The sequence below is a fragment of the Actinomadura napierensis genome (genome assembly GCF_039529375.1).
Classification (GTDB): domain Bacteria; phylum Actinomycetota; class Actinomycetes; order Streptosporangiales; family Streptosporangiaceae; genus Spirillospora; species Spirillospora napierensis.
In genome coordinates this window covers 22,895-47,366 of the sequence record NZ_BAAAMR010000058.1, presented here as the reverse complement: position 1 = coordinate 47,366, position 24,472 = coordinate 22,895, and the positions used below count along the sequence as shown (strand labels likewise).

19 protein-coding genes and 1 riboswitch are annotated in these 24,472 nt (G+C 74.2%); of the genes, 14 read left to right on the top strand and 5 right to left on the bottom strand.

The features are described from left to right. The first annotated feature begins 73 nt into the window (after window positions 1–73). A riboswitch (S-adenosyl-L-homocysteine riboswitch) is annotated at window positions 74–155 on the top strand. Between the two features lie 16 nt (window positions 156–171). The 3 genes from metH to ABD296_RS28600 all read left to right on the top strand — a co-directional run bounded on the left by metH (window position 172) and on the right by ABD296_RS28600 (window position 6,208). After that, on the top strand, window positions 172–3,783 hold the full coding sequence (gene metH, locus ABD296_RS28610) for a methionine synthase (protein WP_344273765.1): 3,612 nt from the start codon (window positions 172–174) through the stop codon (window positions 3,781–3,783). Window positions 3,784–3,899: 116 nt separating this feature from the next. Beyond that, on the top strand, window positions 3,900–4,952 hold the full coding sequence (locus tag ABD296_RS28605) for a hypothetical protein (protein WP_344273762.1): 1,053 nt from the start codon (window positions 3,900–3,902) through the stop codon (window positions 4,950–4,952). A gap of 2 nt (window positions 4,953–4,954) precedes the next feature. Further along, entirely contained in the window at window positions 4,955–6,208 is a 1,254-nt protein-coding gene (locus ABD296_RS28600; RefSeq protein WP_344273760.1) for an ABC transporter substrate-binding protein, read from the top strand. 9 nt (window positions 6,209–6,217) lie between these two features. Here the strand turns inward: ABD296_RS28600 and ABD296_RS28595 are convergent, their stop codons facing one another. Beyond that, the gene (locus tag ABD296_RS28595) at window positions 6,218–6,916 is read right to left on the bottom strand and encodes a TetR/AcrR family transcriptional regulator (protein ID WP_344273757.1); all 699 of its coding nucleotides are present in this window, start codon (window positions 6,914–6,916) and stop codon (window positions 6,218–6,220) included. An 83-nt stretch (window positions 6,917–6,999) separates the two neighbouring features. Here ABD296_RS28595 and ABD296_RS28590 point away from each other — a divergent pair, with 83 nt between their 5' ends. From ABD296_RS28590 to ABD296_RS28570, 5 genes are all read left to right on the top strand, one after another. Next, window positions 7,000–8,559, top strand: a complete 1,560-nt coding sequence (locus tag ABD296_RS28590; protein ID WP_344273754.1) for an AMP-binding protein — start codon at window positions 7,000–7,002, stop codon at window positions 8,557–8,559. 68 nt (window positions 8,560–8,627) lie between these two features. Beyond that, window positions 8,628–9,902 (top strand): acyl-CoA dehydrogenase family protein, encoded by a 1,275-nt coding sequence (locus ABD296_RS28585; RefSeq protein WP_344273751.1) that lies wholly within the window; start codon window positions 8,628–8,630, stop codon window positions 9,900–9,902. A 5-nt stretch (window positions 9,903–9,907) separates the two neighbouring features. Then, window positions 9,908–10,966 (top strand): phosphotransferase family protein, encoded by a 1,059-nt coding sequence (locus tag ABD296_RS28580; RefSeq protein WP_344273749.1) that lies wholly within the window; start codon window positions 9,908–9,910, stop codon window positions 10,964–10,966. Beyond that, entirely contained in the window at window positions 10,963–12,186 is a 1,224-nt protein-coding gene (locus tag ABD296_RS28575) for an acyl-CoA dehydrogenase family protein (protein WP_344273746.1), read from the top strand. The genes ABD296_RS28580 and ABD296_RS28575 overlap by 4 nt, the downstream gene beginning before the upstream one ends. Next, a complete protein-coding gene (locus tag ABD296_RS28570) occupies window positions 12,183–13,289 on the top strand; it encodes an acyl-CoA dehydrogenase family protein (RefSeq protein WP_344273743.1) in 1,107 nt (368 codons plus the stop codon). Before ABD296_RS28575 ends, ABD296_RS28570 begins: the two co-directional genes overlap by 4 nt. Here the strand turns inward: ABD296_RS28570 and ABD296_RS28565 are convergent. Together ABD296_RS28565 and ABD296_RS28560 are read right to left on the bottom strand one after the other, a co-directional pair. Continuing rightward, window positions 13,286–14,818: a phytoene desaturase family protein gene (locus ABD296_RS28565; RefSeq protein ID WP_344273740.1), complete on the bottom strand. Its 1,533-nt coding sequence runs from the start codon at window positions 14,816–14,818 to the stop codon at window positions 13,286–13,288. The two genes, ABD296_RS28570 and ABD296_RS28565, sit on opposite strands and share 4 nt — an antisense overlap. Next, window positions 14,815–15,684, bottom strand: coding sequence for a helix-turn-helix transcriptional regulator (locus ABD296_RS28560; protein WP_344273737.1), 870 nt, complete (start codon window positions 15,682–15,684; stop codon window positions 14,815–14,817). Before ABD296_RS28560 ends, ABD296_RS28565 begins: the two co-directional genes overlap by 4 nt. Before the next feature lie 124 nt (window positions 15,685–15,808). On the opposite strand from ABD296_RS28560, the gene ABD296_RS28555 reads away from it, so the two are divergent. Next, entirely contained in the window at window positions 15,809–16,759 is a 951-nt protein-coding gene (locus tag ABD296_RS28555; protein WP_344273734.1) for an oxidoreductase, read from the top strand. Between the two features lie 14 nt (window positions 16,760–16,773). Here ABD296_RS28555 and ABD296_RS28550 read toward each other — a convergent pair whose 3' ends face one another. Continuing rightward, window positions 16,774–17,625 carry a DUF72 domain-containing protein gene (locus ABD296_RS28550; protein WP_344273731.1) on the bottom strand — a complete coding sequence of 284 codons (852 nt, stop codon included), beginning with the start codon at window positions 17,623–17,625 and terminating at the stop codon, window positions 16,774–16,776. A gap of 129 nt (window positions 17,626–17,754) precedes the next feature. Here ABD296_RS28550 and ABD296_RS28545 point away from each other — a divergent pair, with 129 nt between their 5' ends. The 5 genes from ABD296_RS28545 (at window position 17,755) to ABD296_RS28525 (ending at window position 22,785) form a co-directional block, all read left to right on the top strand. Beyond that, the gene (locus ABD296_RS28545) at window positions 17,755–18,570 is read left to right on the top strand and encodes an SAM-dependent methyltransferase (protein WP_344273728.1); all 816 of its coding nucleotides are present in this window, start codon (window positions 17,755–17,757) and stop codon (window positions 18,568–18,570) included. A 158-nt stretch (window positions 18,571–18,728) separates the two neighbouring features. Further along, on the top strand, window positions 18,729–20,432 hold the full coding sequence (locus ABD296_RS28540) for a glycosyltransferase family 2 protein (protein ID WP_344273725.1): 1,704 nt from the start codon (window positions 18,729–18,731) through the stop codon (window positions 20,430–20,432). A 99-nt stretch (window positions 20,433–20,531) separates the two neighbouring features. Continuing rightward, window positions 20,532–21,428 (top strand): DedA family protein, encoded by an 897-nt coding sequence (locus ABD296_RS28535; protein WP_344273722.1) that lies wholly within the window; start codon window positions 20,532–20,534, stop codon window positions 21,426–21,428. 58 nt (window positions 21,429–21,486) lie between these two features. Then, window positions 21,487–21,843 carry a BlaI/MecI/CopY family transcriptional regulator gene (locus ABD296_RS28530; protein WP_344273720.1) on the top strand — a complete coding sequence of 119 codons (357 nt, stop codon included), beginning with the start codon at window positions 21,487–21,489 and terminating at the stop codon, window positions 21,841–21,843. 6 nt (window positions 21,844–21,849) lie between these two features. After that, on the top strand, window positions 21,850–22,785 hold the full coding sequence (locus ABD296_RS28525; protein ID WP_344273717.1) for a M56 family metallopeptidase: 936 nt from the start codon (window positions 21,850–21,852) through the stop codon (window positions 22,783–22,785). A gap of 208 nt (window positions 22,786–22,993) precedes the next feature. On the opposite strand, the gene pdxR is transcribed toward ABD296_RS28525, so the two are convergent. Beyond that, window positions 22,994–24,469: a MocR-like pyridoxine biosynthesis transcription factor PdxR gene (pdxR, locus tag ABD296_RS28520; protein WP_344273714.1), complete on the bottom strand. Its 1,476-nt coding sequence runs from the start codon at window positions 24,467–24,469 to the stop codon at window positions 22,994–22,996. Between the last annotated feature and the right edge of the window lie 3 nt (window positions 24,470–24,472).

The following is a 24,472-nucleotide window of genomic DNA, read 5'->3' as shown; positions in this document are numbered from 1 at the left end:
CACCACCTGGGACTGAACGGGAAAAAGGGATGGGAGTTTCACAGGCGCCGGGTCCATTCGGTAACCTCGGAACCGGGCCGAGAGGCGCTGCAACGGACGCGCGCGTCCGCCACGCTCGGCTCGCAGACCGGTACACGCAAGGGCGCCTCCCAACGACACGGGAGGTGGCTGGTGGGCAGGACCGAAGAGCTGCGCGGGCTTCTGGGCGAGCGGGTCGTGGTGCTCGACGGGGCGTGGGGCACGATGCTCCAGGGCGCCGGGCTCACCCCCGACGACTACCGCGGCGACCGCATCGGCGGCGACCACGAGAAGGACGTCACCGGCGACCCCGACCTGCTGAACCTCACCCGCCCGGACGTGATCCTGGACGTCCACCGGCAGTACCTGGACGCCGGCGCCGACATCACCACGACCAACACCTTCACCGCGACCAGCATCGGCCAGGCCGACTACGGGCTGGAGGGCCTGGTCCGCGAGATGAACGTGCAGGGCGCCCGCCTCGCCCGGCAGGCCGCCGACGCGTACGGGAACCGGTTCGTCGCCGGGTCCGTCGGCCCCCTCAACGTGACCCTGTCGCTGTCGCCCCGGGTCGAGGACCCGGCCTACCGCGCGGTCACGTTCGACCAGGTCAAGGCCTCCTACGCGGAGCAGATCGCGGGCCTGGCCGAGGGTGGCGTCGACCTGCTGCTGATCGAGACGATCTTCGACACCCTCAACGCGAAGGCCGCGATCGCCGCGGCCCGCGAGGTCGCCCCCGAACTGCCGCTGTGGATCTCCGTCACGATCGTCGACCTGTCCGGCCGGACGCTGTCCGGGCAGACCGTCGAGGCGTTCTGGCGGTCGATCGAGCACGCCGAGCCGCTGGTCGTCGGCGTGAACTGCTCGCTGGGCGCCGAGGAGATGCGCCCGCACGTGGAGGAGCTCGCGCGCATCGCCGGCACCTACACCGCCTGCCACCCCAACGCGGGGCTCCCGAACGCGTTCGGCGGCTACGACCAGACGCCGGACGAGATGGGCGTGAAGCTCGGCGACTTCGCCGCGTCCGGCATGGTCAACGCCGTCGGCGGCTGCTGCGGGACGGGCCCGGCGCACATCGCCCGCATCGCCGAGTCGGTCCGCGGCACGGCGCCGCGCGAGGTCGCCGCGCCCGGCAAGGCGACCCGCTACAGCGGCCTGGAGCCGTTCCAGATCGGCCGCGACACCGGCTTCGTCATGATCGGCGAGCGGACGAACGTCACCGGCTCCAAGCGGTTCCGCAAGCTGATCGAGGCGGGCGACCACCAGGCGGCCGTGGACGTGGCGCTGGAGCAGGTGCGCGGCGGCGCGAACCTCCTCGACGTCAACATGGACGCCGACCTGCTCGACAGCGAGCGGGAGATGACGACGTTCCTCAACCTGATCGCGACCGAGCCCGAGGTGGCCCGCATCCCGATCATGGTCGACAGCTCGCGGTGGAGCGTGCTGGAGGCCGGGCTGAAGACCGTCCAGGGCAAGGGCGTCGTCAACTCGATCAGCCTCAAGGAGGGCGAGGAGCCCTTCCTGGAGCAGGCCCGCCGGATCCGCGACTTCGGCGCCGGCGTCGTCGTCATGGCGTTCGACGAGCGGGGCCAGGCCGACACCGCCGACCGCAAGGTGGCGATCTGCGGCCGCGCCTACGACCTGCTCACGCAGAAGGCCGGGTTCGCGGCCGAGGACATCATCTTCGACCCGAACGTGCTCGCCGTCGCGACCGGCATCGCCGAGCACAACGGGTACGCCAGGGCGTTCATCGACGCGCTCCCGCGGATCAAGGAGCGCTGCCCCGGCGCGCGCACCAGCGGCGGCATCTCCAACCTGTCGTTCTCCTTCCGCGGCAACGACATCGTCCGCGAGGCGATGCACTCGGCGTTCCTGTTCCACGCGGTGAAGGCCGGGCTGGACATGGGCATCGTCAACGCTGGCCAGCTCGCCGTCTACGAGGACATCCCCGCCGAGCTGCTCGAACTCGTCGAGGACGTGCTGTTCGACCGGCGCCCGGACGCGACGGACCGGCTCGTGTCGTTCGCCGAGAACGTCAAGGGCAAGGGCACGCAGCGCGAGGTCGACCTGTCCTGGCGGGACGCGCCGGTGGAGCAGCGGCTGTCGCATGCCCTGGTCCACGGGATCGTCGACTTCATCGAGGAGGACACCGAGGAGGCCCGGCAGCAGCTCCCGCGTCCGCTGGACGTGATCGAGGGCCCGCTGATGGACGGGATGAAGATCGTCGGCGACCTGTTCGGCTCCGGCAAGATGTTCCTGCCGCAGGTGGTCAAGAGCGCCCGCGCGATGAAGCGCTCGGTCGCCTACCTGGAGCCGTTCATGGAGGCCGAGAAGGAGAAGGCGCTGGCCGAGGGCCGCGTCGAGGCCGAGCGCGGCCAGGGCAAGATCGTCCTGGCGACGGTCAAGGGCGACGTGCACGACATCGGCAAGAACATCGTCGGCGTCGTCCTCGGCTGCAACAACTACGACGTCATCGACCTCGGCGTGATGGTGCCCGCCGCGAAGATCCTCGACACCGCGATCGCGGAGGGCGCCGACGCCGTCGGGCTGTCCGGGCTGATCACCCCCTCGCTGGACGAGATGGTGTCGGTCGCGACCGAGATGCAGCGCCGCGGGATGAAGCTGCCGCTGCTGATCGGCGGCGCCACCACGTCCCGCCAGCACACCGCGGTGCGGATCGCGCCCGTCTACGACCAGACCACCGTGCATGTGCTGGACGCGTCCCGCGTCGTCGGCGTGGTGTCGAACCTGCTCGACCCCGAGCGCGCGAGCGCGCTGGCGATCTCCAACGCCGAGGAGCAGCAGCGGCTGCGCGAGCAGCACGAGCGCAAGCAGCGCGCCCCGATGCTGACGATCGGGAAGGCCCGCGCGAACCGGGAGGCGGTGTCCTTCGACGACCTCCCCGTCCCCGCCTTCACCGGGGTGCGCACCGTCGAGCCGGACCTGGACGAGCTGCGCGCGATGATCGACTGGCAGTTCTTCTTCCTCGCCTGGGAGCTGAAGGGCAAGTACCCGGCGATCCTCGACCAGCCGGTCGCGCGGGAGCTGTTCGACGACGGCAACGGCCTCCTCGACAAGATCATCGCGGACGGGCTGCTGCGCGCCCGCGGCGCCTACGCGTTCTGGCCCGCGCACTCCGAGGGCGACGACATCGTCCTCGACTCGGGCGAAACCCGCTTCCCGATGCTGCGGCAGCAGACCGCCAAGCCGGAGGGCCGGCCGAACCGGTCCCTGGCCGACTACATCGCCCCGGCCGGCGACCACCTCGGCGGGTTCGCGGTGACCGTGCTCGGCGCTGAGGACCTGGCCGCGCAGTTCGAGGCCGACAACGACGACTACCGGTCGATCATGGTGAAGGCGCTGGCGGACCGGCTCGCCGAGGCGTTCGCCGAGTACGTCCACCTGCAGGCGCGGCGCGACTGGTTCGAGCCGGACGCCGACCCGAAGCTGGAGGACCTGCACGCCGAGCGGTTCCGCGGCATCCGCCCCGCGCTCGGCTACCCGGCGAGCCCCGACCACAGCGAGAAGAAGGACCTGTTCGACCTGCTCGGCGCGGACCGGCTCGGCATGGGGCTGACCGAGTCGTACGCGATGACCCCCGCCGCCAGCGTCAGCGGGCTGATCTTCGCCCACCCGTCCGCGCGGTACTTCACCGTCGGGCGGATCGGCCGCGACCAGACCGAGGACTACGCGGCGCGGCGCGGGCTCGCCCTTCCCGAAATCGAGCGCTGGCTGCGCCCGAATCTCGCCTACGAAACGGAATGAGCTGCGCCGACGGCCGCGGCACTGTCCTGAACCGGCCACTTTTCCGGCCTGCGGGAGCGGCTTTTCTCCCGTAATTGAAAGGAATCCGGAAAGGCCCGCCGATTACCATGGCCGGCGTGTCGGTAGCGCTGGCCGCCCGGGCGGTCCCGAGGCGGTGGAGCACGCCGCGCTGGCTGTGGACGGTGCTCGCCGCGGCCGTCGGGCTGGCGGTGCTGTCCTGGCTCGCGGCGACGGCGGTGCTGGTGGGGAGCCGGTCGGCGGTGTCGTCGGTGCAGGACGGCGGCGCCCCCGCCTACGTCAGCGCCCGCACCGCGCACGCCGCGCTGTCGGACGCCGACCGGGCCGCGTGGCAGAGCTTCCGCTCCGGCGCGGCGCAGCTCATCGGGCCCGGTCAGCAGTTCCGGGACGATCTGACGACGGCCAGCGACAATCTGGCGCATCTCGCCGAACTCGATTTCGGTGGCAACGCCGGGCGCGATCTGCTGCGCGCCGTGAACGCGCAGGTCGTCACCTACCAGGGGCTGGTCGAACAGGCCGACGCCACCTATCGGGAAGGGCTCGAAAAGCTCGGATACGCCTATCTCAGCTACGCCTCCGACATGCTGCACGGCGACGGCGGGCTGCTGTCGCGGATCGACGAGATCGCCCAGCGGGACCTGAACGGCATCTCCGGCGAGCGCCATTCCGTCTGGACCGGCGGCGGCCTCGTGGCCGGTGCCGCCGCGATCGGCGTGGCCCTGCTCGCCGTGCTCGGCTACGCGCAGGTGTCGATGGCGCGGCGGTTCCGGCGGCTGGTCAACCCGCCGCTGGCCGCCGCGTGCGTCGTGCTGGCGGGGCTGATCGTCTGGACGTCCGCGACGTTCCTGCACGTCGACCACGCCTTCGCCGGCGCGTCCGACTCGGGGCTGCCCGCCTTCGACCGGACGATGCGGGCGCAGATCCACAGCGCCGACGCCGGGGCCGGGGCGCTCCGCGCGGGGCGTGCCGCCCCGCAGGACGGCGGCCTGGACATCGTCGCGTCCGACAAGGCGCAGCGCCCCCTGGAGGCGAAACTGTCCGACGCCACCGACACGCGGGGCCTGGACGCCGGGCTGCCGCTGCTCTCCCTGGCGGTGGCGGTCCTCGCCGCGCTCGGCGTGTGGCTCCGCCTCCGCGAGTACAGGAGTTGACCGTGCGACTGCTGGCAGCGCTCCTCCTGCTCTGCGCGTTCACCACCGTGTCCTGCGGCGGAGCCGGGTCCGGCGACAGCGTCACGGTGCTCGGCTCGTGGACGGGCGCCGAGGGCGAGGCGTTCCGGGCGATGCTGTCCGGCTTCGAGAAGAGCAGCGGCATCCACGTCGACTACACCGGGACCCGCGACGCGCGCGCCGTCCTCGCCAGCGAGCTGCACGACGGCACGCCGCCCGACACCGCCGTCCTCGCCAACCCCGGCGACCTGCGCACCTACGCCGCCGCTGGCGAGCTGAAGCCGGTCGCCGGCACCGCGGAGGGCATCGGCGGCGACCTGACGAGCGCCACCGGCCCGGGCGGTGCCCGCCGCCCCTACGGCATCGTCGTCAAGGCGGCCGTGAAGGGCCTGATCTGGTACGACCCGCGCACCCTGCCCGCGCAGACGCGCGGGCGGCTGGCGCAGCCGATCGGGTCGTTCGACGACCTGGCGAAGATCGCGTCCGGTGCCGCGTCCAAGCCCTGGTGCCTCGGGCTCGCCGACACCTCCAACTCCGGCTGGCCGGGCACCGACTGGATCGAGGACGTCCTGCTGCACGAGTCCGGCCCGGCCGTCTACGACCAGTGGGTGGCGGGAACGCTCGCGTGGACCTCCGACCCGGTCCGCAAGGCCTGGCAGAAGTTCGGCTCGATCGTCGCCGGCACCCGCTCCGGCACGGACGCCGTCCTGCTCACCGGATACGGCAAGGCCGGCGCGCCGATGTTCACCAGCCCGCCCGGCTGCCTGTTCGACCACGCGGGATCGTTCATCACCTCCTTCTACGGCCAGAACCCCGGCCGGCCGCAGGCGGGACGCGACTACGACTTCCTGCCGTTCCCGGGCGGGCAGGCGGTGGAGATCGGCGGCGACCTGCTCGGCATGTTCCGCGACACCCCGGCCGCCCGCAAGCTCGTCGCGTACCTGACCACGGCCAAGGCGCAGGAGACGTGGATCGAGCGGCCGGGAAGCGGCGCGTTCTCGCTCAACCGGTCGGTCCCGCCGAAGGACTACCCCGATCCGCTGTCCCGGCGGATCGCGCAGACGCTGGCGAGCGCGACGACGGTGCGCTTCGACGGCTCGGACTCGATGCCGACGGTGATGGCCGCGGCGTTCGACCACGCCGTCCTGGAGTACGTCGCCGACCCGACCCCGCGGCGCCTCGACACGATCCTCGCCTCGCTCGACAAGGTCCGCCGCACGACCCGCTTCGCGAGCTGACGGGCGGGATCACCCGCTGGCGTCGGCCTCCACCAGGGCCAGGGCGAGGCGGCCGAAGCGGTCGGCGACCTCGGCGGCGGCGAGCGGGCCGTCCTCGCGGAACCACACCGACACGCCCGTCGCCATCGTGAGGATGCCGCGCACGGCCTCGGCGGGATAGGGCGTGCCGAACGCGCCGGACGCCACGCCGTCGTCGACGACCCGGTGGAACAACCGCTCGTGCCGGTCGCGCTTGGCGATGAGCAGCGCCCGCTCGCGCTCCTCGATGCTGTGCATCTCGCCGACGCCGAGCACGGCCTCGCGGCGCAGCTCGGTGTGCACGAGGACGTGCTCGCGGACGAGCCGGCGCAGCCGCCGGGCGGGGCCCGGCGGGCCGTCGTCCAGGACGGCCGCGCACCGCTCGATGAGGTGGTCGATGGTCCGGTGCATGATCGCCACGAGCAGGTCGTGCTTGGAGCCGAAGTAGTGGTAGAGCACGGCCGGGCTCATCCCGGCGCGGTCGGCGATGTCGCGGACCGACGTGCCGTTGTAGCCCTTCTCCGACATCGTCTCGACGGCGGCCGCGATGAGGATGCGGGTCCCCGGGGTGTCGGTCGGCAGCGACAGCGCGTCGCTCGACGTGGGCGTGACGTCGGCGGTCGTGCGGTGGGCCGGGGTCCCGCGCCCCCGGGACGCGCGCTGCGGCGCGGCGCCTGCGTCGTCGGCCACGAAGATCCTCCTCTGGATTCCGCCTGCATTCCAACGTACATTCGTTCAATGCCATCCCAGCCGGCTACCGGGAGTGTGACACCGTGACCGCACCCGTCCCCGATCCGCTGGCGGCGCTGACCGCCGCGCACCCGTCCAAGACCGCGCTCATCGAGGGGGACCGGCGGCTGAGCTACGCCGCGTTCAACGCGCTGGTCAACCGCTACGCCAACGTGCTGGTGAGCCTCGGTGTCCGGGCCGGCACCAAGGTCACCTGGTGCGGGCGCAACAGTACCGAGGTCGTCGCGCTGATCGCCGCGCTGCGCAAGGCCGGCGCGGTCGGCGTCCCGCTGAACTACCGGCTGAGCCCGGAGGAGGCGTCCTACGTCGTCGCGAACGCCGACAGCGCGGTGGTGCTGTTCGACGTCGAGCAGGCGCCGCAGCTGGAGCTCGCGGCACGCGAGGTCGAGGGCGTCGGGAGCTGGCTGGCGTTCCGGCGCGGGACCGGGCAGGTGCCGGACTGGGCGTCCGACCTGGACGCGGGCGCCGCGGCGAGCCCGGACACCGAACCGCCGGCCGCCGGCGACGACCCGGCCGCCGGCACCGCGATGTTCTACACGTCCGGGACGACCGGCAAGCCGAAGGGCGTGGTGCGCGGGCAACCCGACCCGGAGATCGTCATCGGCCTGGTCACCGAGATCGGCTACCAGCCCGGCGACGTCTACCTGACGACCGGGCCGCTGTACCACTCCGGCCCGATGAGCTTCATGCTGATCGTCCAGCAGATGGGCGGGACCGTCGTGGTGATGCGCGACTTCGACCCCGAGCGCTGGCTGGAGCTGGTCGAGGAGCACAAGGTGACCGCCACGTTCTCCGCGCCGACCCCGATCCGGCGCGTGCTGGACCTGCCGGACGAGGTGATCGCCGCCCGCGACCTGTCGTCGCTGCGGCGGTTCATCGCCAACGCGGCGCCGTGGCCCTTCGAGCTGAAGCGCCGTTATGTCGAGAAGATCGGTGACGGGTCGCTCTTCGAGGTGTACGGGTCGACGGAGCTGGGCGTGGACACGATCCTGCGGCCCGAGGACCAGATGCGGAAGCCGGGGAGCTGCGGCCGTCCCGCCCCCGGCATCGACATCGCGCTGTTCGACGACAAGGGCGAGCGCGTCGAGGAGCCGCACGTGCCCGGCGACCTGTACGTGCGCAGCAAGGCGACGTTCGACGCCTACTACAAGGCGGACCGCAAGTTCGAGGACGCCAGGCTCGGCGAGTGGCTGACGGTCGGCGACATCGCCTACCGCGACGAGGAGGGCTTCTACTACATCTGCGACCGCCGCACCGACATGATCATCTCGGGCGGGGTGAACATCTACCCGGCCGAGATCGAGGCCGTGCTGACCGCGCACCCCGCGATCGCGGACGCCGCCGTCTTCGGTGTCCCGTCGCAGGAGTGGGGCGAGTCCGTGCACGCCGCGATCGTGCCGCACCCGGGCTCCGAGGCCTCCGACGCGGACCTGGACGTGTTCTGCCGCGAGCACCTCGCGTCCTACAAGGTGCCGCGCGGGTACGACCGGATCGCCGAGGTGCCGCGCAACCCGTCGGGCAAGGCGCTCAAGCGGCAGCTGCGCGACCCGTACTGGGCGTCGCAGGAAACCAAGATCGGCTGAGCGGCGGCGGCTTCCCCGGAAGCCGCCCCCGGTGCCAAGCTGGCCTGAGCAAGCGTTAGGGAGGGTGAGTGGACTTCGAGCTGCCTGCGGAGCTGACCCGGCTCCTGGCCGATCTCGACGCGTTCATCGACCGGGAGATCGCGCCGCTGCAGGCGCAGGACGACAACGAGCGGTTCTTCGACCACCGCCGCGAGTACGCGCGCACCGACTTCGAGAACGGCGGGGTGCCGCGGCCCGAGTGGGAGGAGCTGCTCGGCGAGATGTTCCGGCGCGCCGACGCGGCCGGCTGGCTCCGCTACGGCCTGCCGGAGTCGCTCGGCGGCTCGGACGGCACGAACCTGGACATGGCGGTGATCCGCGAGCACCTCGCGCACCGGGGCCTCGGCCTGCACAACGACCTGCAGAACGAGTCGTCGGTCGTGGGGAACTTCCCGTTCGCGCACATGCTCCTGGAGTTCGGGACGGACGAGCAGAAGGAGGAGTTCATGCAGCCGATGCTCGCCCGCGAGAAGCGCATCGGCTTCGGGCTCACCGAACCGGACCACGGCAGCGACGCGACGTGGATGGAGACCACCGCCGTGCGCGACGGCGGCGACTGGGTCCTCAACGGCGCCAAGCGCTTCAACTCCGGCATGCACTCGGCGACCCACGACGTGGTGTTCGCCCGCACCTCCGGCAAGCCGGGCGACGCGCGGGGCATCACCGCGTTCTTCGTCCCCACCGACGCCCCCGGGTTCTCGGTCGACTTCCACTGGTGGACGCTGAACATGCCCACCGACCACGCCGAGGTGACCATCCGCGACGTGCGGGTCCCGGATTCGGCGGTGTTCGGCGCCGAGGGGGAGGGGCTCGCGGTCGCGCAGACGTTCGTGCACGAGAACCGGATCCGGCAGGCGGCGTCCGGGGTCGGCGCGGGGCAGTACTGCATCGACCGCAGCGTCGCGTACGCGCGGGAGCGGGTGACGTTCGGGCAGCCGCTGGCCACCCGGCAGGCGATCCAGTGGCCGCTGGTGGAGCTGCAGACCGAGGCGGAGATGCTGCGCGGGCTCGTCCGCAAGACGGCCTGGGAGCTGGACCGGCTCCCGCACCTGGAGATCAGCGACAAGGTGTCGATGTGCAACTACCGCGCGAACCGGTTCGTGTGCGAGGCGGCGGACCGGGCGATGCAGGTGCACGGCGGCCTCGGCTACACCCGGCACACCCCGTTCGAGCACATCTACCGGCACCACCGCCGCTACCGGATCACCGAGGGCGCCGAGGAGGTCCAGATGCGCAAGGTCGCCGGCTACCTGTTCGGCTTCGCCGGCCCGAACCGGATCCGTACCGGCGAGGGGAAGGGCTGAGGCCGATGCGGGACGGGCGCGCGGCCGTCCCCGGCCCGCCGGGGATCGACGCCGACCGGGTCGGGGAGTGGCTGGCCTCCCACGTCGAGCGGCTGACCGGGCCGGTCGCGTTCGGACTCGTGTCGGGCGGGCGGTCGAACCTCACCTACCGGGTCACCGACGCCGCCGGCGCCGGCTACGCGCTGCGCCGGCCGCCGATGGGAGGCGTCCTCGAGACCGCGCACGACATGGGCCGGGAATGGCGGTTCATCTCGGCGATGGCCGGGACGGACGTCCCCGTCGCGCAGCCACTGGCCTTCTGTGACGACGCCGCCGTCACCGGCGCGCCCTTCTACGTGATGGGGTTCGTGGACGGGATCGTCCTCGCCGACCGCGACGCCGCCGAAAGGCTGAGCCCCGAGGCGAAGAAGAACGCGTGCGAGAGCCTCGTCCGGGTCCTCGTCGCGTTGCACGCCATCGACCCGCACGAGGCCGGCCTAGGTGACATGGTGCGCCGCACCGGGTTCGCCGAGCGGCAGCTGCGGCGCTGGCGGCACCAGGCGCACGAGTCGGGCGCCGCGTACCTGCCGCTGCTGGACGAGGTGCACGACCTGCTCGCCGCGCGCATCCCGCCGCAGGGCACCGGGATCGTGCACGGCGACTACCGGGCGGGGAACCTCGCGTTCGGCCCGGACGGGACGGTCCTGGCGGTGTTCGACTGGGAGCTGGCGACGTCCGGCGACGCCCTTGCCGACCTCGGCTACCTGCTGTCGACGTGGCAGGAGCCGGACGACCCGGCCGGCGCCGCGCCGCGCGGCCCGACGACCGTGCCGGGCTTCGCCTCCCGCGAGGCGCTCGCCGAGCGGTACGCGCGATTGTCCGGACGCGACGTGTCCGACCTGCCGTACTGGGTGGCGTTCGCGCAGTGGCGGTCGTCGTGCATCGGCGCCGGCGTCCAGGCCCGCTACCTGGCCGGGCACATGGCCGACGACGGCTACCTGGCGGAGGCCCGCGAGCGGGCGTCCCTGGGCGTCGAGCTGGCCGAGAAGGCCCGCGCGGGCCTGCGCGCGCAGGAGATTCGATGAGCGGAGGCAGCGAGATGACAGAGGACTACCGCGCGCGGGTGCGCGCATGGCTGGCCGGCAACGCCCCCGGCCCGGTCGCCGGCCTGCCGCCCGCCGAGCAGCTGAGCGAGGCCAAGCGGTTCCAGGCGGCGCTGTACGCGGCGGGGTTCGCCGGCATCGCCTGGCCGGAGGAGGCGGGCGGGCAGGGCCTCGGCACGGCCGAGCAGCAGGTCTTCGCCGAGGAGGCCGCCGCGTACGAGCTGCCCACCTACCCCTTCATCGTCAACATGGGCATGTGCGGGCCGACCCTGGTCGACCTCGGCACGCCCGAGCAGAAGCGCCGCCACCTGCCGAAGCTGCTGAGCGGCGAGGAGATCTGGTGCCAGCTGTTCTCCGAGCCGGGCGCCGGCTCGGACGTGGCGAGCCTGCAGGCGAGGGCCGTCCGCGACGAGGACGGCTGGGTGGTGAACGGGCAGAAGGTGTGGACGACCAACGCCCAGTGGGCCGACTTCGGCGCCCTGCTCGCCCGCACCGACCCCGACGTGCCGAAGCACGCGGGCCTCACGATGTTCATCGTGGACATGCACGCGCCGGGCGTGACCGTCCGGCCGCTGAAGGACATGTCCGGCAAGGCGCCGTTCAACGAGGTCTACCTCGACGACGTGCGGATCCCCGCGGACGCCGTCATCGGGGAGGTCGGCCGGGGCTGGCAGGCGGCGATCACCATGCTCGGGCACGAGCGGGTGTCGATCGGCTCGGCCCGCCCATCCCGGGGCAGCGCGCTGGGCTTCGAGGCGGTGCTCGGCCTGGCCCGCCGGCAGGGCGTCACCGACGTCCCGGCGCACCGCGAGCGGCTCGCCGGGCTGTACGCGCACGAGCGCGCCCTGGAGCTGTTCAACGCGCGGATGCGGCAGGAGATCCAGGCGGGTCATCCGCCGGGCGCGCGGGGCTCGGTCGCCAAGCTCGCCGGCGCCCTCCAGCTGCGCCGTGCGATCGAGGCCGCCGGGGAGCTGGCCGGCGCCGGCGCGATCGCGTGGGAGCCCGGCGACCGGCACGGCGACGACCTCGCGCTCGGCATCAACTCCGCGCCCGCGTCGAGCATCGCGGGCGGCACCAACGAGGTGCAGCGCAGCATCATCGGCGAGCGGATCCTCGGGCTGCCGAAGGAGCCGCAGGTGGACCGGGACGTCCCGTTCCGCGAACTGAAGGTCGGCACGCAGCGGACGGAGGACGCCCGATGAGGCTCGTACTGGACCCCGAGCAGGAGGAGCTGCGGGCGACCGTCCGCAAGGTCCTCGCCGACCGGGCGCCGGGCGCGGCGGTCCGCGACGCGATGGACTCCGCGGACGGGTTCGACCGCGCGCTGTGGCGCACCCTCGGCGACCTCGGCGTCCTCGGCCTGGTCGTGCCGGAGGCGTTCGGCGGCGCGGGCGCGGGCAACGTGGAGCGCGCCGTGGTCCTGGAGGAGCTCGGCGCCGCCCTGACACCGTCGCCGTTCCTGGCCTCGGCGGTGCTCGCCACCGACGTGCTGCTCGCCCTCGACGACGTCGGCGCCGGCGGCGACCGCCTGCCGAGGCTGGCCGCCGGCGACCTGATCGGGACGGTCGCCGCCGCGGAGGACGGCATCTGGGACCTCGCGGGCGGCGCCACCACGGCGGCCGAGCGCGACGGCCGCTGGGAGCTGACCGGCACCAAGGGCCCGGTCCTCGCGGGCGACTCCGCCGACCTGGTCCTGGTCTACGCGCGGACCTCCGGCGGGCCCGGCTGGTTCGCGGTGGAGGGCGGCGCGTCCGGTGTCACCCGGACGACCCTGACCGGCCTCGACCCGACCCGGCGGCTCGCCAGGATCACCTTCGCCGGCACTTCCGCCCACCGGCTGGTCTGCGCCGACCCCGGCGCCGCGCTGGAGACCGTCACCGGGCGCGCCGCCGTCGCGCTCGCCGCCGAGCAGGTCGGCGGGATGCGGCGGGCGATGGAGCTGACCGTCGACTACGCGAAGGCGCGGGTGCAGTTCGGCCGCCCCATCGGCTCCTACCAGGCCGTCAAGCATGGCTGCGCCGACATGTACAGCGCCTGGGAGCTCGCCCAGTCCGTCCTGCGCTACGCCGCCTGGACCGCCGACCACGACGTGGCCGAACTGCCGACCGCCGCCGCGCTCGCGCAGACCTACATCGGACCCGCCTACTTCCGGACGGCGACGGACATGGTCCAGTTCCACGGAGGCGTCGGCTACACCTGGGAGCACGACGCGCATCTCTACTACAAGCGCGCCAAGAGTTCCGAGCTGCTGTTCGGCCCTCCGAGCGCGCACCGCGCCCGCCTCGCCGACCAGCTCCAGATCTAACGCCCTTCGAGGACGGCGCGGGCGGCGTTGTGGCCGGGGATGCCGCTCACGCCGCCGCCGCGGCGGGCGCCCGCGCCGCACAGCAACAGGCGCGGGTGGGCCGTCTCGACTCCCCAGCGGTCTGCGATCTCCTCCGCGTAGGGCCAGGCGAGATCGCGGTGGAAGATGTGGCCGCCGGGCAGGCCCGCGTCGCGTTCGAGGTCGACGGGCGTCTTCACCTCCAGGCACGGCGCGCCGTCCGGTGCGCGGAGCAGGCAGTCCTCGATCGGCTCGGCGAGCACGGAATCGAACGAGGCGAGCGTCGCGCGCAGCGCCTCGTCGCGCGCCCGCGCGGGATCGGAGCGGAACAGCCGGGCGGGCATGTGCAGGCCGAACAGCGTCAGGGTGTGAGCCCCGGACCGGCGCAGATCCGCGCCCAGGATCGACGGGTCCGTCAGGGAGTGGCAGTACACCTCCGCCGGTGGGAGGTCCGGGATCGTCCCGGCCGCCGCCTGCGCGTGGGCGGCGGCGAGCTGGTCGCGCCCCTCGTTGATGTGGAAGGTGCCGCCGAACGCCTCCTCGGGACGGACCGACGGGTCGCGCAGCCGGGGCAGCCGGGCGAGGACCATGTTCACCTTCAGCTGCGAGCCCTCCGGCGGATCGTGCGGGGTCTCGCCGAGGAGCCGGGACAGCACCGCCGGGGGCAGCGCGGCGAGGATCCGGCGCCCGGTGACCGTGTGCTCGGCGCCGTCCTCGCCGCGGAAGGTCACCTCCCCGGAGGACGGGTCGATCGCGAGCACGTCCATGCCGGTGCGCAGCTCCGCGCCCGCCGCCCGCGCCGTGGCGGCGAGCGCCTCCGTCACCGCGCCCATCCCGCCGACCGGCACGTTCCACTCGCCGGTGCCGTTCCCGATCACGTGGTACAGCAGGCAGCGGTTCGCGAGCAGGGACGGGTCCGCCGGATCGGCGAACGTGCCGATCAGCGCGTCGGTCAGCACGATCCCGCGCACCACGTCGTGGTGGAACAGATCGTCCACCGCCACGCCGATCGGACGCCCGAAGAACAGCCGCCACGCCTCCTCGGAGCCGACCGCCGCGCGCGTGGCGCCGCGGTCGCGCAGCGGCTCCAGCAAGGTCGGCGCGACCCGCTGCGCGACGTGCCCGGCCAGGCCGTAGAACCGCCGCCATGCGGTGAGGTCGCGGTCGTCGCCGGTGACGGACGCGAACGACGCGGCGGTGCGGGCGTCGTCGGCGTTGTCGACCAGCACGCCCGTACCTCCGGACGGCGTGTACGACGCGAACCGGCGCCGCCGCAGCTCGACCGGCAGGCCCAGATCCCGCATGATCTTCGTCGGCAGCAGGCTGACCAGGTAGGAGTACCGCGAGACCCGCGCCTCCACGCCGGGGAAGGGCCGCGCCGAGACGGCCAGCCCCCCGAGGCCGGGGAGCCGTTCCAGCACCAGCACCCGGCGGCCGGCCCGCGCGAGATAGGCGGCGGCGACCAGCCCGTTGTGGCCGCCGCCGGCGATGACGACGTCGTAGGCGGTCATACGCGGCGCTGGTCCTGGCCGGTGTCGGCGGGATCCGCCGACATGGACAGCAGAGTGAGGGCGTCGTGGTCGGGCGTGCCGGGCGGGGCCTGGTAGACCGCGAGGCGCACGCCGGTGTCGCTGACCCGCAGCACCTCGTAGTCGAGGGTCATGTCCCCGGCGACAGGGTGGCGGAAGGACTTCTTCTCGCTGCGCCGGTCCCGCACGTCGTAGCGGTTCCAGAGGCGGGCGAACTCCGCGCTCCGCGCGATGAGCTCGTCCACCAGGGGGTCGAGACCCGGTGCCTGCGGGTCGGCGGCCAGGACGCCGCGCAGGTTCGCGACGCACCGGCGGGCCGAATGGTCCCAGTCGGGGAAAAGGCCGCGGGCCGCCGGATGCAGGAACACGTACCGGATGGTGTTGCGGCGGTCCTCCGGCCAGTCGGTGAGGCCCGCGAACAGCGCGAACGCCTCCGGGTTGCCCGCCAGGACGTCGCTGGTGGCGGTCAGCGCGTACGCGGGGCACGGGCGGAGGTTGTCCAGCAGCAGCCGGATCGCGGGACGGACGGCCGGGGCGTCGCGGCGCCGTGCCGGGAACGTGCGGTGCGCCGCGTGGTTGGCGAGCGCGTACAGGTGGGCGTGCTCCTCCTCGTCCAGCCTCAGCGCGCGGGCGAGGGCGTCGAGCACGGCGTTGCTCGGGTTGGTCTCCTTGCCCTGTTCCAGCCGGATGTAGTAGTCGATGCTCACCCCGGACAGCGCGGCCAGCTCCTCGCGCCGCAGCCCGGGGATGCGGCGGAGGCCCGTCCCCTCGGGGAGCCCGACGTCGGACGGCCGCAGCCGCCCGCGGCGGGCCCGCAGGAAGCCGCCGAGCCCGTTCGACCTGTCCACCCGTCGAGTCTCGCAGGCGCCGCGGCGGCGTGGGTAGCCCCGTCACTGCCAGGAACAGCGCGCCCTGACGCGGCGCCGCGCCGCTGCGGGAGCCTCGTGGCATCACCGATTCGAGGAGAATGCGATGACCTACGGAGCGTCCTCGACCGCCGCTGACGTGGTCGCCGGCCACGACCTGACCGGCAAGGAGGCGATCGTGACCGGCGGAGCGTCCGGCCTCGGCGCCGAGACCGCCCGCGCCCTGGCCGCGGCGGGCGCGCGCGTCGTGCTGGCAGGCAGGAATCCCGACAACGGGGAGCGGACTGCGGAGCTGCTGCGCAAGGAGACGGGCAACGAGCTGGTCGTGTTCCGGCCGCTCGACCTCGGCTCGCTGCAGTCCGTCAGGCAGTGCACGGAACGGCACGTGGCGACCGGCCGGCCGCTGCACATCCTGGTCGCCAACGCCGGGATCATGGCGACGCCGCTGACCCGCACCGCCGACGGGTTCGAGTCGCAGTTCGGCACCAACCACCTCGGCCACTTCGCGTTCACGACGGGCCTGCTGCCCGCGCTGTGCGCGGCGGGCACGGCGCGGGTGGTGTCGCTGTCGTCGCGCGCGCACCGCCGGAGCGACATCGACTTCGACGACCCCAACTTCGAGCGCCGCCCGTACGACCCGTGGATCGCCTACGGGCAGTCGAAGACGGCCAACGCCCTGTTCGCGGTCGGCCTGACCGCGCGCTTCGCGGGGGAGGGCATCACCTGCAACGCCGTGATGCCGGGCGGCATCATGACGGGGCTGCAACGCCACATGACGCTGGACCGGCTGCAGGAGATGGGCTGGGCGGACGAGTTCGGGAACCCGGTCCAACCGCCCGGTTGGAAGACGCCTGCGCAGGGCGCGGCCACCTCCGTCTGGGCGGCGGTCGCACCGGAGCTGGAAGGCGTGGGAGGCCGGTACCTCGACGATTGCGCGATCGCCGAGCCGTGGACCGGGGACGGCGACCCGCCGAGCGGCCACTACCTGCCCTACGCGCTGGACCCCGAGCACGCCGACCGGCTCTGGACGCTCTCGGAGCGCCTCGTCGCGCCCTGACCCGCCGTCCGCCTCTAGAAGAGGGTCGGGGGCTCGGCCGGGAGGGGGTCGGGGAGCGGTTCGAGTTCGGGGACGAGGGCCCGCACGTCGTCGTGGAAGCGGCGCGCCAGGGGCAGTGCCTCGGCGTTGTCGGGGGTGTGGACGAACACCGTCGGCGAGCGTCCCTCCCGCAGCCAGCCGGCGACCTTCTCCGCCCACGGCCGCCAGCCTTCCACCGTGCGGTCGGTGTCGTCCCGGCCGAGATAGCGGACGACCGGGCGGTCGGTGAGGGCGGGCGCCCGGCGCGGGACGCGCGGCTTCTTCGTCCACGCGTCCCGCTCGGCGTCGCTGGTCGGCGGGCTCCGGAACAGGACGGTGGTGTCGAACGGCACCCACTCCGCCCCGACCTGGCCGAGGACGCGTTCGAGGTCGCGCGCGCAGCGCGGGTCCTCGAAGAACGCGCGGTGCCGGACCTCGGCGGCGTACCGGTGGGCGGGCGGCAGGCGGCGCAGGAACGCCGCGAGCGCGCCGAGGTCGTTCGGGCCGAACGAGCCCGGCAGCTGCACCCAGAGGGCGTGGACGCGCGGGCCGAGCGGCTCGACCGCCGCCAGGAACGACCGCAGGTCCTCGCCGGCGTCCGCGAGCCGGCGCTCATGCGTGATCGTCTTCGGCAGCTTGAGCAGGAAGCGGAAGTCCGGAGCGGTCTGCTGCGCCCACGACCCCACGGTCGCGGGCGTGGGGGTCGCGTAGAACGTCGTGTTGCCCTCGACCGCGTTGCACCACGTCGCGTACGCGCGCAGACGCTCGCCCGCAGAGAGCGGATGAGGCAGGAAACGGCCCTGCCACGGCGTGTGCGCCCACATCGCGCATCCCACATGAAGCCGCATGGACGCGACGCTATCGGAGGCCGGGTGGGCGCCGTCCCGCGCTCCCGGGAGATCGTTCGTCTCGGGCGGAGTGAGAGGGCTGACGACTATAGGGTGCTCGCACAGGGCACGAGCGGAAGGCGGTGGCCGGTGAGCGGTCCCGAGCAGGCGCCGGCGGGGGTCGACACCACCGTCCCCAGCATCGCGCGCATGTACGACTACTACCTGATGGGCAAGGACAACTATCAGGTCGACCGGGACGCGGCGGAGAAGGTCATCGCGGCCAGCAGGGAGAGCGGCGCGGACATCCGGGTCGCGGCCCGCGCGAACCGAGGCTTCCTCGGCCGGGCCGTGCAGGCCGCCGCCGAGGCCGGCGTCCGCCAGTTCATCGACGTCGGCGCGGGGCTGCCCACGCAGGAGAACGTGCATCAGGTGGCACTGCGCTCCGCGCCCGACGCGCGCGTGGTGTACGTCGACAACGACCCCATGGTCCTGGTGCACGCCCGCGCGCTTCTCGCCGGGAATCCGGCCGCCGGAGTCGTCGACGGGGACCTGCGGGACCCGGACAGCGTCCTGGAGCACCCCGACATCGCGTCCCGGATCGACTTCGCAGAACCGGTCGCCGTCGTCTTCTGCGCCGTGCTGCAGTTCGTGCCGGACGACACCGAGGCCGCGGCGATCGTCGGCGCGTTCCGGGAGCGCTGCACCGCGGGCAGCCACCTCATCGTGTCCCACCCCTTCCCCGGCGAGCGGCCGGGAGAGGCGTTCGAGGAGATCGGGCAGGTCTACACCAGGACGCCGTCCGGGTCGTTCACCCTGCGCGGCCGCGCGTCGATCGGGAACCTGCTCACCGGCACCGAGCTCCTGGAGCCCGGGCTGGTCCCGGTGCAGAGCTGGCGGCGGGACGAGACACCGCCCGATTTCACCGTCCCCTCGTACCTGGGCGGCGTCGGCCGCATCGCCTGACCGTCCGGCCCGCGTCCCGCCGGACGCCCGGTGTTCGCGGGAGGGTGCCGCGGCGCTTACGTTCCGATAACCCTCCGCCTCCTACGATCCGGCCAGTGGCCTCATGCGTCCGCCGGTCGGGCCGCCGGTCTTCGGGCCGGGGCGAGGAGGTGGGCCGATTGCTGCCGGATCCGGACGTGACCGTCGTCGTGGTGGCCCGCGACGACCCGCGCCGGCTCGCCCGCGCGGTCCGCTCGGCGCTGGAGCAGTCGCTGCCCGGCGTCGAGGTGGTGATCGTCGGCGAGGCCGGCGGCGGCCCGGCGGCGCGGGCGGTGCCGCGGCTGGTCGCGGGCGCCTCGGACCGGGTGCGGGCGTTCGCCCTGCCGGAGCGGTCGGGCGGCGACGGCCGGGCCCGCAACCTCGGCCTGCGCTACGCCCGCGGCAGGTACGTGATGTTCCTGGACGGCGGCGACACCCTCGACCCGCACGCCTGCAAGACCATGGTGACCGCCGCCGCGCAGGCGGGCGCCGACCTGGTGGCGGGACGCTGCGTCCGGGTGTCCCGCGACGGGGAGCGGACCCGGTTCCCACGGCTGCACCAGGAGCGGCGGCTGCACTGCGGGATCCTGGACGCGCCGGAGCTGCTGGACGACGCGGTGGCCGCCGGCAAGTGCTATCGGCGCGCCTTCCTGGACCGCGAGGGCCTGCGGTTCCTCGATCGGCTGCGCCACGCGGACCTGCTGTTCACCGCCCGCGCCTACGCCGCCGCCAAGGCGATCGTGGTCGTCCCCGACCGCGCCTACAACCGCTTCGCCGGCCCCGGCCCCCTCCCGTGCACCGATCTCGGCGACTTCGCCGACCGGCTGGAGATCCTGCGGCGGACCGGCGCGATGCTGCGCGCCCGGGGCGCGGAGCCGCTCGCGCGGCGCGTGGAGGCGCGGTTCGTCGGCCGTGTGCTGCCGCGCTGCCTGCGCGAGCTGCGCTGCCGCGAACCGGGACACCGGGAGGCGTTCGTCGAGCTGGCCCGGTCCTACCTCGCGGAACTGGACGAGACGCTCGTCGAGGAGGCCGGCCGCATCCCGGCGATCGCCGCGCTGATGGTCCTGGAGGGACGCGCCGACGCGGCGATGGCCGCCGCCGACTACGCGCCGCGCGGGGCCGGGAAGCCCGTGCTGGCGATCGAGCCCGTGGAGCGGGACGGCCGGGTCTACTGGCCGGGCGCCCACCTGAGCACCCCGCTGGGGCGCCGCGTCCTCGATATCACCGACCTGGGCATCGCCACCGCCCCGCTCGGCGCGCTGCGGCTCGGCGGCCGGGTCACCCGGATGTGCCGCGCCGGGCGGGCGCTGCGGGTGTCCGGGACCGTCGTCAATCCACTCGGCCGGATCGGCCCCGGCACCGAACTGGGCGGCGTGCTGGAGATCCGCGACCGGCACCGCGAGGGCCGGGTGTTCGAGGTGCCCGCGACCGTCCGGCTGCGGGACGGCGAGATCACCTGGGAGGCGGTGTTCGTCCCGGAGACCGCGATCCGCCCGACCGGGCTCGCCGACCGGTCATGGGGCCTGTGGCTGCGGCTGGACGCGGGCGCGAGCACCGTCGAGGTGCGGCTGACCTCGGACGGGACCGCGCACCGCGGGCTGGTCCTGCCCGTCCGGCCCCGGCTGACGCGCCTCGCGGGCGACCGGCTGGAGGCCTACGTCGCCGAGACCGGCGAACTCGCGCTGCGCATCGCCGCCGGCGGATGGCCCGCGCGGGCGGCGCTTCCCGCGCTGCGCCGGGCGGCCCGGTCCCGGCTGGGCGGCGCGGCCGGCGGGCGGACCGGGCGGGAGGATCCGGCCGGGGATCCCGTTTCCGGCCCGCCGGCCCGGCCCGCCGTGCGATGATCATGCGGTGCGACACGGTCGCGGCCTCCATCTACGAGCGTGTAGATTTCGGGGACGCCGGACCGGGCGCGGGCCCGGTCCCTGGAAACGGGGGATCCCATGATCGATGCCTTCGGCGCACTGCCCGCGGCGGTGAACCCGCTGGACGCGGGATCCCTGCTGGCGGCCTTCGGCGCCATCGGCATCGCCGTGGTGATGTTCGCCGAGACCGGGCTCCTGATCGGCTTCTTCCTGCCGGGCGACTCGCTGCTGTTCACCGCGGGCCTGCTGTGCACGGCGAGCTCGCACGGCGACACCCGGCTGTCGCTGCCGGCGGTGCTGGCCGCCGCGGCCTTCGGCGCCTTGGCCGGCGCGCAGACGGGCTTCGTCATCGGGCGGCGCGGCGGGCGCGCGCTGCTCGCCCGCAGCCGCAACCGGCACCTGCTGGAAGGGGTGCAGCGCGCGGAGGAGTTCCTCGCCCGGTACGGGCACGGCAAGGCCATCGTGCTGGCCCGGTTCGTCCCCGTCGTCCGGACCGTCCTGAACCCGCTGGCCGGCGCCCTGGACGTGCCGACGCGGGTGTTCACCCTCTGGCAGATCGTCGGCGGGCTGGTGTGGAGCCTCGGCCTGGTGCTGGGCGGCTACCTGCTCGGGTCCTCGATCCCGGACGTGGACAAGTACCTGCTGCCCGCCGTCGCGGTGATCGTCGCGCTGTCCCTCATCCCCGTCGCCCTCGAACTGCTGAAGGCGCGCCGCCGGAGCACGGGCTCCCACGGCCGGACGCCCGGCCCGTCCGACCAGCACGAGCAGCCCAACCAGTACGGCCAGCCCAACCAGTACGGCCAGCCGGGTCAGCCCAACCAGTATGGGCAGCCGGGGCAGCCGGGCCAGTACGGGCAACCCGGCCAGCCAGGGCAGTACGGCCAGCCGGGTCAGCCCGGGCAGCCGGGAGCGGGGCCGCAGGGGCCGCCGCGGCGGCCGGCGGGCTCGCGCGGCGCCCACCGGCGGGCGCGCTGACCATGCGGCGCGTCGTGCCGGAGTCCGCCGAGGGGGCGGGTCCCGCGGGGGGACGCCGATGAGCGGCGGGCGCAGGGCGGCGGGCGCCCTGGAGTCGGAGATCATGAACGTGCTGCAGCGGGCGGCGGAGCCGCTGACCCCCGCCGGCGTGCGGCAGTGCCTCGGCGGCGACCTCGCCTACACCACCGTCGTGACGATCCTGACCCGCATGCACGACAAGGGCCTGCTGGTGCGCGGCAAGTCCGGTCGCGCCTACCGGTACGCGCCGGTGAGCGACGAGCCGGGCCTGGTCGCGCGGCGCATGCACCAGGCCATGGACGGCCGGCCCGACCGCGCCGCCGTCCTCGCGCGGTTCGTGGAGAGCCTGTCCGACAAGGACGAGCGGCTCGTCCGCACGCTGCTCGAAGGCGGGTGAGCGGCGATGGACCCGGACGGCCTGCTGCCCCTGCTGCTGCCCGCCGCGATGGCCCTCGCCGCGCGCCCGCTCTCGGGGCGGCTCCCGCCGCGCACCGCGACCTGGCTGCTCACCGCGACGGCCGTCGTGCTGGCGCTGGCCAGCACCGCGTCGCTGGCCGAGCTGGCGCTGGGCGGGACGCTGCGGCTGCCCGTGATCGCGGCGCTCGGCCACCTGTCCGAGCACGTCCTGCACCGCGACCCGGAGACCAGCCCGGTCGTGGCGACGGTGGCGGGCCCGGCGCTCGCGGCGAGCCTGGCGGCGGCGGGCTGGGCCGCCGTGCGCCAAGCCCGGAGCCTGCTGGCGGGCGCGCGGGCGGCCCGCGCGCTGCCCGGCCGGGGGATCGTCGCGGTGGTCGATGATGACGCGGCGGACGCGTTCGCGCTCCCCGGCCGGCCCGGCCGCGTCGTCGTGTCCACCGGGATGCTGTCGATCCTGGACGAGGCCGAGCGGCGCGTCCTGCTCGCGCACGAGCGCGCCCACCTGTCCGGGCGCCATCACCTCTTCCGCGCGCTGGTGAACGTCGCGGCCGCCGCCAACCCGCTGTTGCTGCCGCTGCGCGGCGCGGTGACGTTCACGACCGAGCGCTGGGCGGACGAGCGGGCCGCCGCCGGAACCGACCGGGAGCGGGTCGCCCGCGCGATCGGCAAGGCCGCCCTCGCGCACAATCGGCGGCCGGGGCTCGGGCATGCCGCGGCCCTCGGCATCGGCCCGGGCCGCGTGTTCGGCCGCCGCCGTCCGGGCCCGGTGCCGCGCCGGGTCGCGGCCCTGCTCGCGCCCCCGCCGCCGCACCGCCGCTGGCTCGTCGCGGCCACTGTCGCCCTGGTCGCCGCGTCCGTCTGGGCGGCCAACGACGGCGCCCTCGACCTGCACCAGGTCATCGAGCACGCCCAGACCCGCTGACACGAGCCGGCTGTCCGCATCCCGCGTCCCGCCGGGCACCGCCACCGCATCCGCCATCGTGCCTCCGTGCGCCGTCGACCGATCGGCACGATCAAGACCCTCTGATCCAGCGGCCGCACCGAAAGACAGACCACGGCGAGTGCTGGCGGGGACACCACAACGGCGCCCCGCCCGCTGCGCCGCCCGCCGCACGGTCCGCCACAGCGCCTTACGCCGGCTCATGCCGCTGCCTCTGCACCGGTGTGTCGGATGCTCGGGGGCCGGGGGCATGGTCAGTGGGGGTTAGGAGGTCGGCTATGGCGGTGATGCCTGCGTGGACGGCGCGTTCGCCGGTGTTGCCGAAGCCGAGTACGAGTTGCAGCGGGGAGTCGGCGCCGTCCGCGCGGCACATGCTCATGCCGTGCAGGCCGACGGCGCGGGCGCGGGCCGCGTCGATCACGGCGGCCTCGCCGCCGGGGACGTCCAGGTGCGCGACGGCGTGGAAGCCGGCGTCCAGGCCCGTCACCCGGACGCCGGGGGCGTGCTCGGCGAGCGCGGCGACCAGCGCGGCCCGGCGCGCCGCGTACACCGCCCGCATCCGGCGCAGGTGCCGGTCGTAGCGGCCGGACTCGATGAGCCGGGCGAGGGCGAGCTGGTCGAGCGCCGGGGAGCCGCGGTCGTTGAGCAGCTTGTGCTCGACGATCGTCGCGGCCAGCGAAGGCGGGGCGAGCAGCCAGCCGATGCGCAGCGCGGGCGCCAGCGACTTGCTCACGGTGCCGATGGAGACGACCCGGTCCGCGGCGAGGCCCTGGAGCGCGCCGACCGGCTCGCGGTCGTAGCGGAACTCGGCGTCGTAGTCGTCCTCGATGATGACGGCGTCCCGCTCGGCCGCCCACGCGATCAGCTCCAGCCGCCGGTGCGGGGCCATGACCACGCCGGTCGGCCACTGGTGCGCCGGCGTGACGACGACGGCGCGGGCCCCGGTGGCGGCGAGCGCCCGCACGTCCACGCCGTGCTCGTCGACGGGCACCGGGACCGCGTCCAGCCCGGCCCAGGCGGCGGCGCCGCTGGTGGAGCGGGGGCCGCCCGGGTCCTCATAGGCGACCGTCCGCACCCCGGCGCGGGCCAGCGCGCTCAGCGCCAGCAGCAGCCCCTGGGCGTGGCCGGAGCAGACGACGATCCGGTCCGGCTCGGCGGCCGCGGCCCGGACGCGCCGCAGGTACCCGGCCAGCACCTCGCGCAGGCCCGCCTCGCCCGCCGGGTCGCCGTAGTCCAGCGAGGCGGTGGGGATCGTCCGGCCCGCCTCGCGGACCGCCCACAGCCAGTCGCCCATCGGGAAGGAGCCGAGGTCCGGCACCCCGGGACGGAAGTCGGCGATCAGCCGGGAGGGCGGGGGAGCGGGCCGCGGCGGTGCGGGCGGGACGGCGGGCGCCGCCCCGGCCGCGACGCGGGTGGCAGAGCCGACCCGGGTGACGAGGTACCCCTCCGCCTGGAGTTGGGCGTAGCAGTCCTGGACCAGGCCGCGCGAGAGCCCCAGCGCGCGGGCCAGTTCCCGCGAGGACGGCAACCGCTCGCCGACCCCCAGCCTGCCGCTCCGGATCGCGTCCCTGACCTGGCGTTCCAGCTGGCCGCGCAGCGGTTCGGCCGACGCCCGGTCCAGCGTCAGCAGCAGATCGGGCGACAAACCGGACCACTCCAGCGGCATGGA

Coding starts and splice junctions, on each gene's coding strand:
- ABD296_RS28565 (WP_344273740.1), bottom strand. CDS start 14,818: ATGACCGCCTACGACGTCGTCATCGCCGGCGGCGGCCACAACGGGCTG.
- ABD296_RS28580 (WP_344273749.1), top strand. CDS start 9,908: ATGCGGGACGGGCGCGCGGCCGTCCCCGGCCCGCCGGGGATCGACGCC.
- ABD296_RS28575 (WP_344273746.1), top strand. CDS start 10,963: ATGAGCGGAGGCAGCGAGATGACAGAGGACTACCGCGCGCGGGTGCGC.
- ABD296_RS28525 (WP_344273717.1), top strand. CDS start 21,850: ATGGACCCGGACGGCCTGCTGCCCCTGCTGCTGCCCGCCGCGATGGCC.
- pdxR (WP_344273714.1), bottom strand. CDS start 24,469: ATGCCGCTGGAGTGGTCCGGTTTGTCGCCCGATCTGCTGCTGACGCTG.
- ABD296_RS28570 (WP_344273743.1), top strand. CDS start 12,183: ATGAGGCTCGTACTGGACCCCGAGCAGGAGGAGCTGCGGGCGACCGTC.
- ABD296_RS28555 (WP_344273734.1), top strand. CDS start 15,809: ATGACCTACGGAGCGTCCTCGACCGCCGCTGACGTGGTCGCCGGCCAC.
- ABD296_RS28535 (WP_344273722.1), top strand. CDS start 20,532: ATGATCGATGCCTTCGGCGCACTGCCCGCGGCGGTGAACCCGCTGGAC.
- ABD296_RS28550 (WP_344273731.1), bottom strand. CDS start 17,625: ATGCGGCTTCATGTGGGATGCGCGATGTGGGCGCACACGCCGTGGCAG.
- ABD296_RS28530 (WP_344273720.1), top strand. CDS start 21,487: ATGAGCGGCGGGCGCAGGGCGGCGGGCGCCCTGGAGTCGGAGATCATG.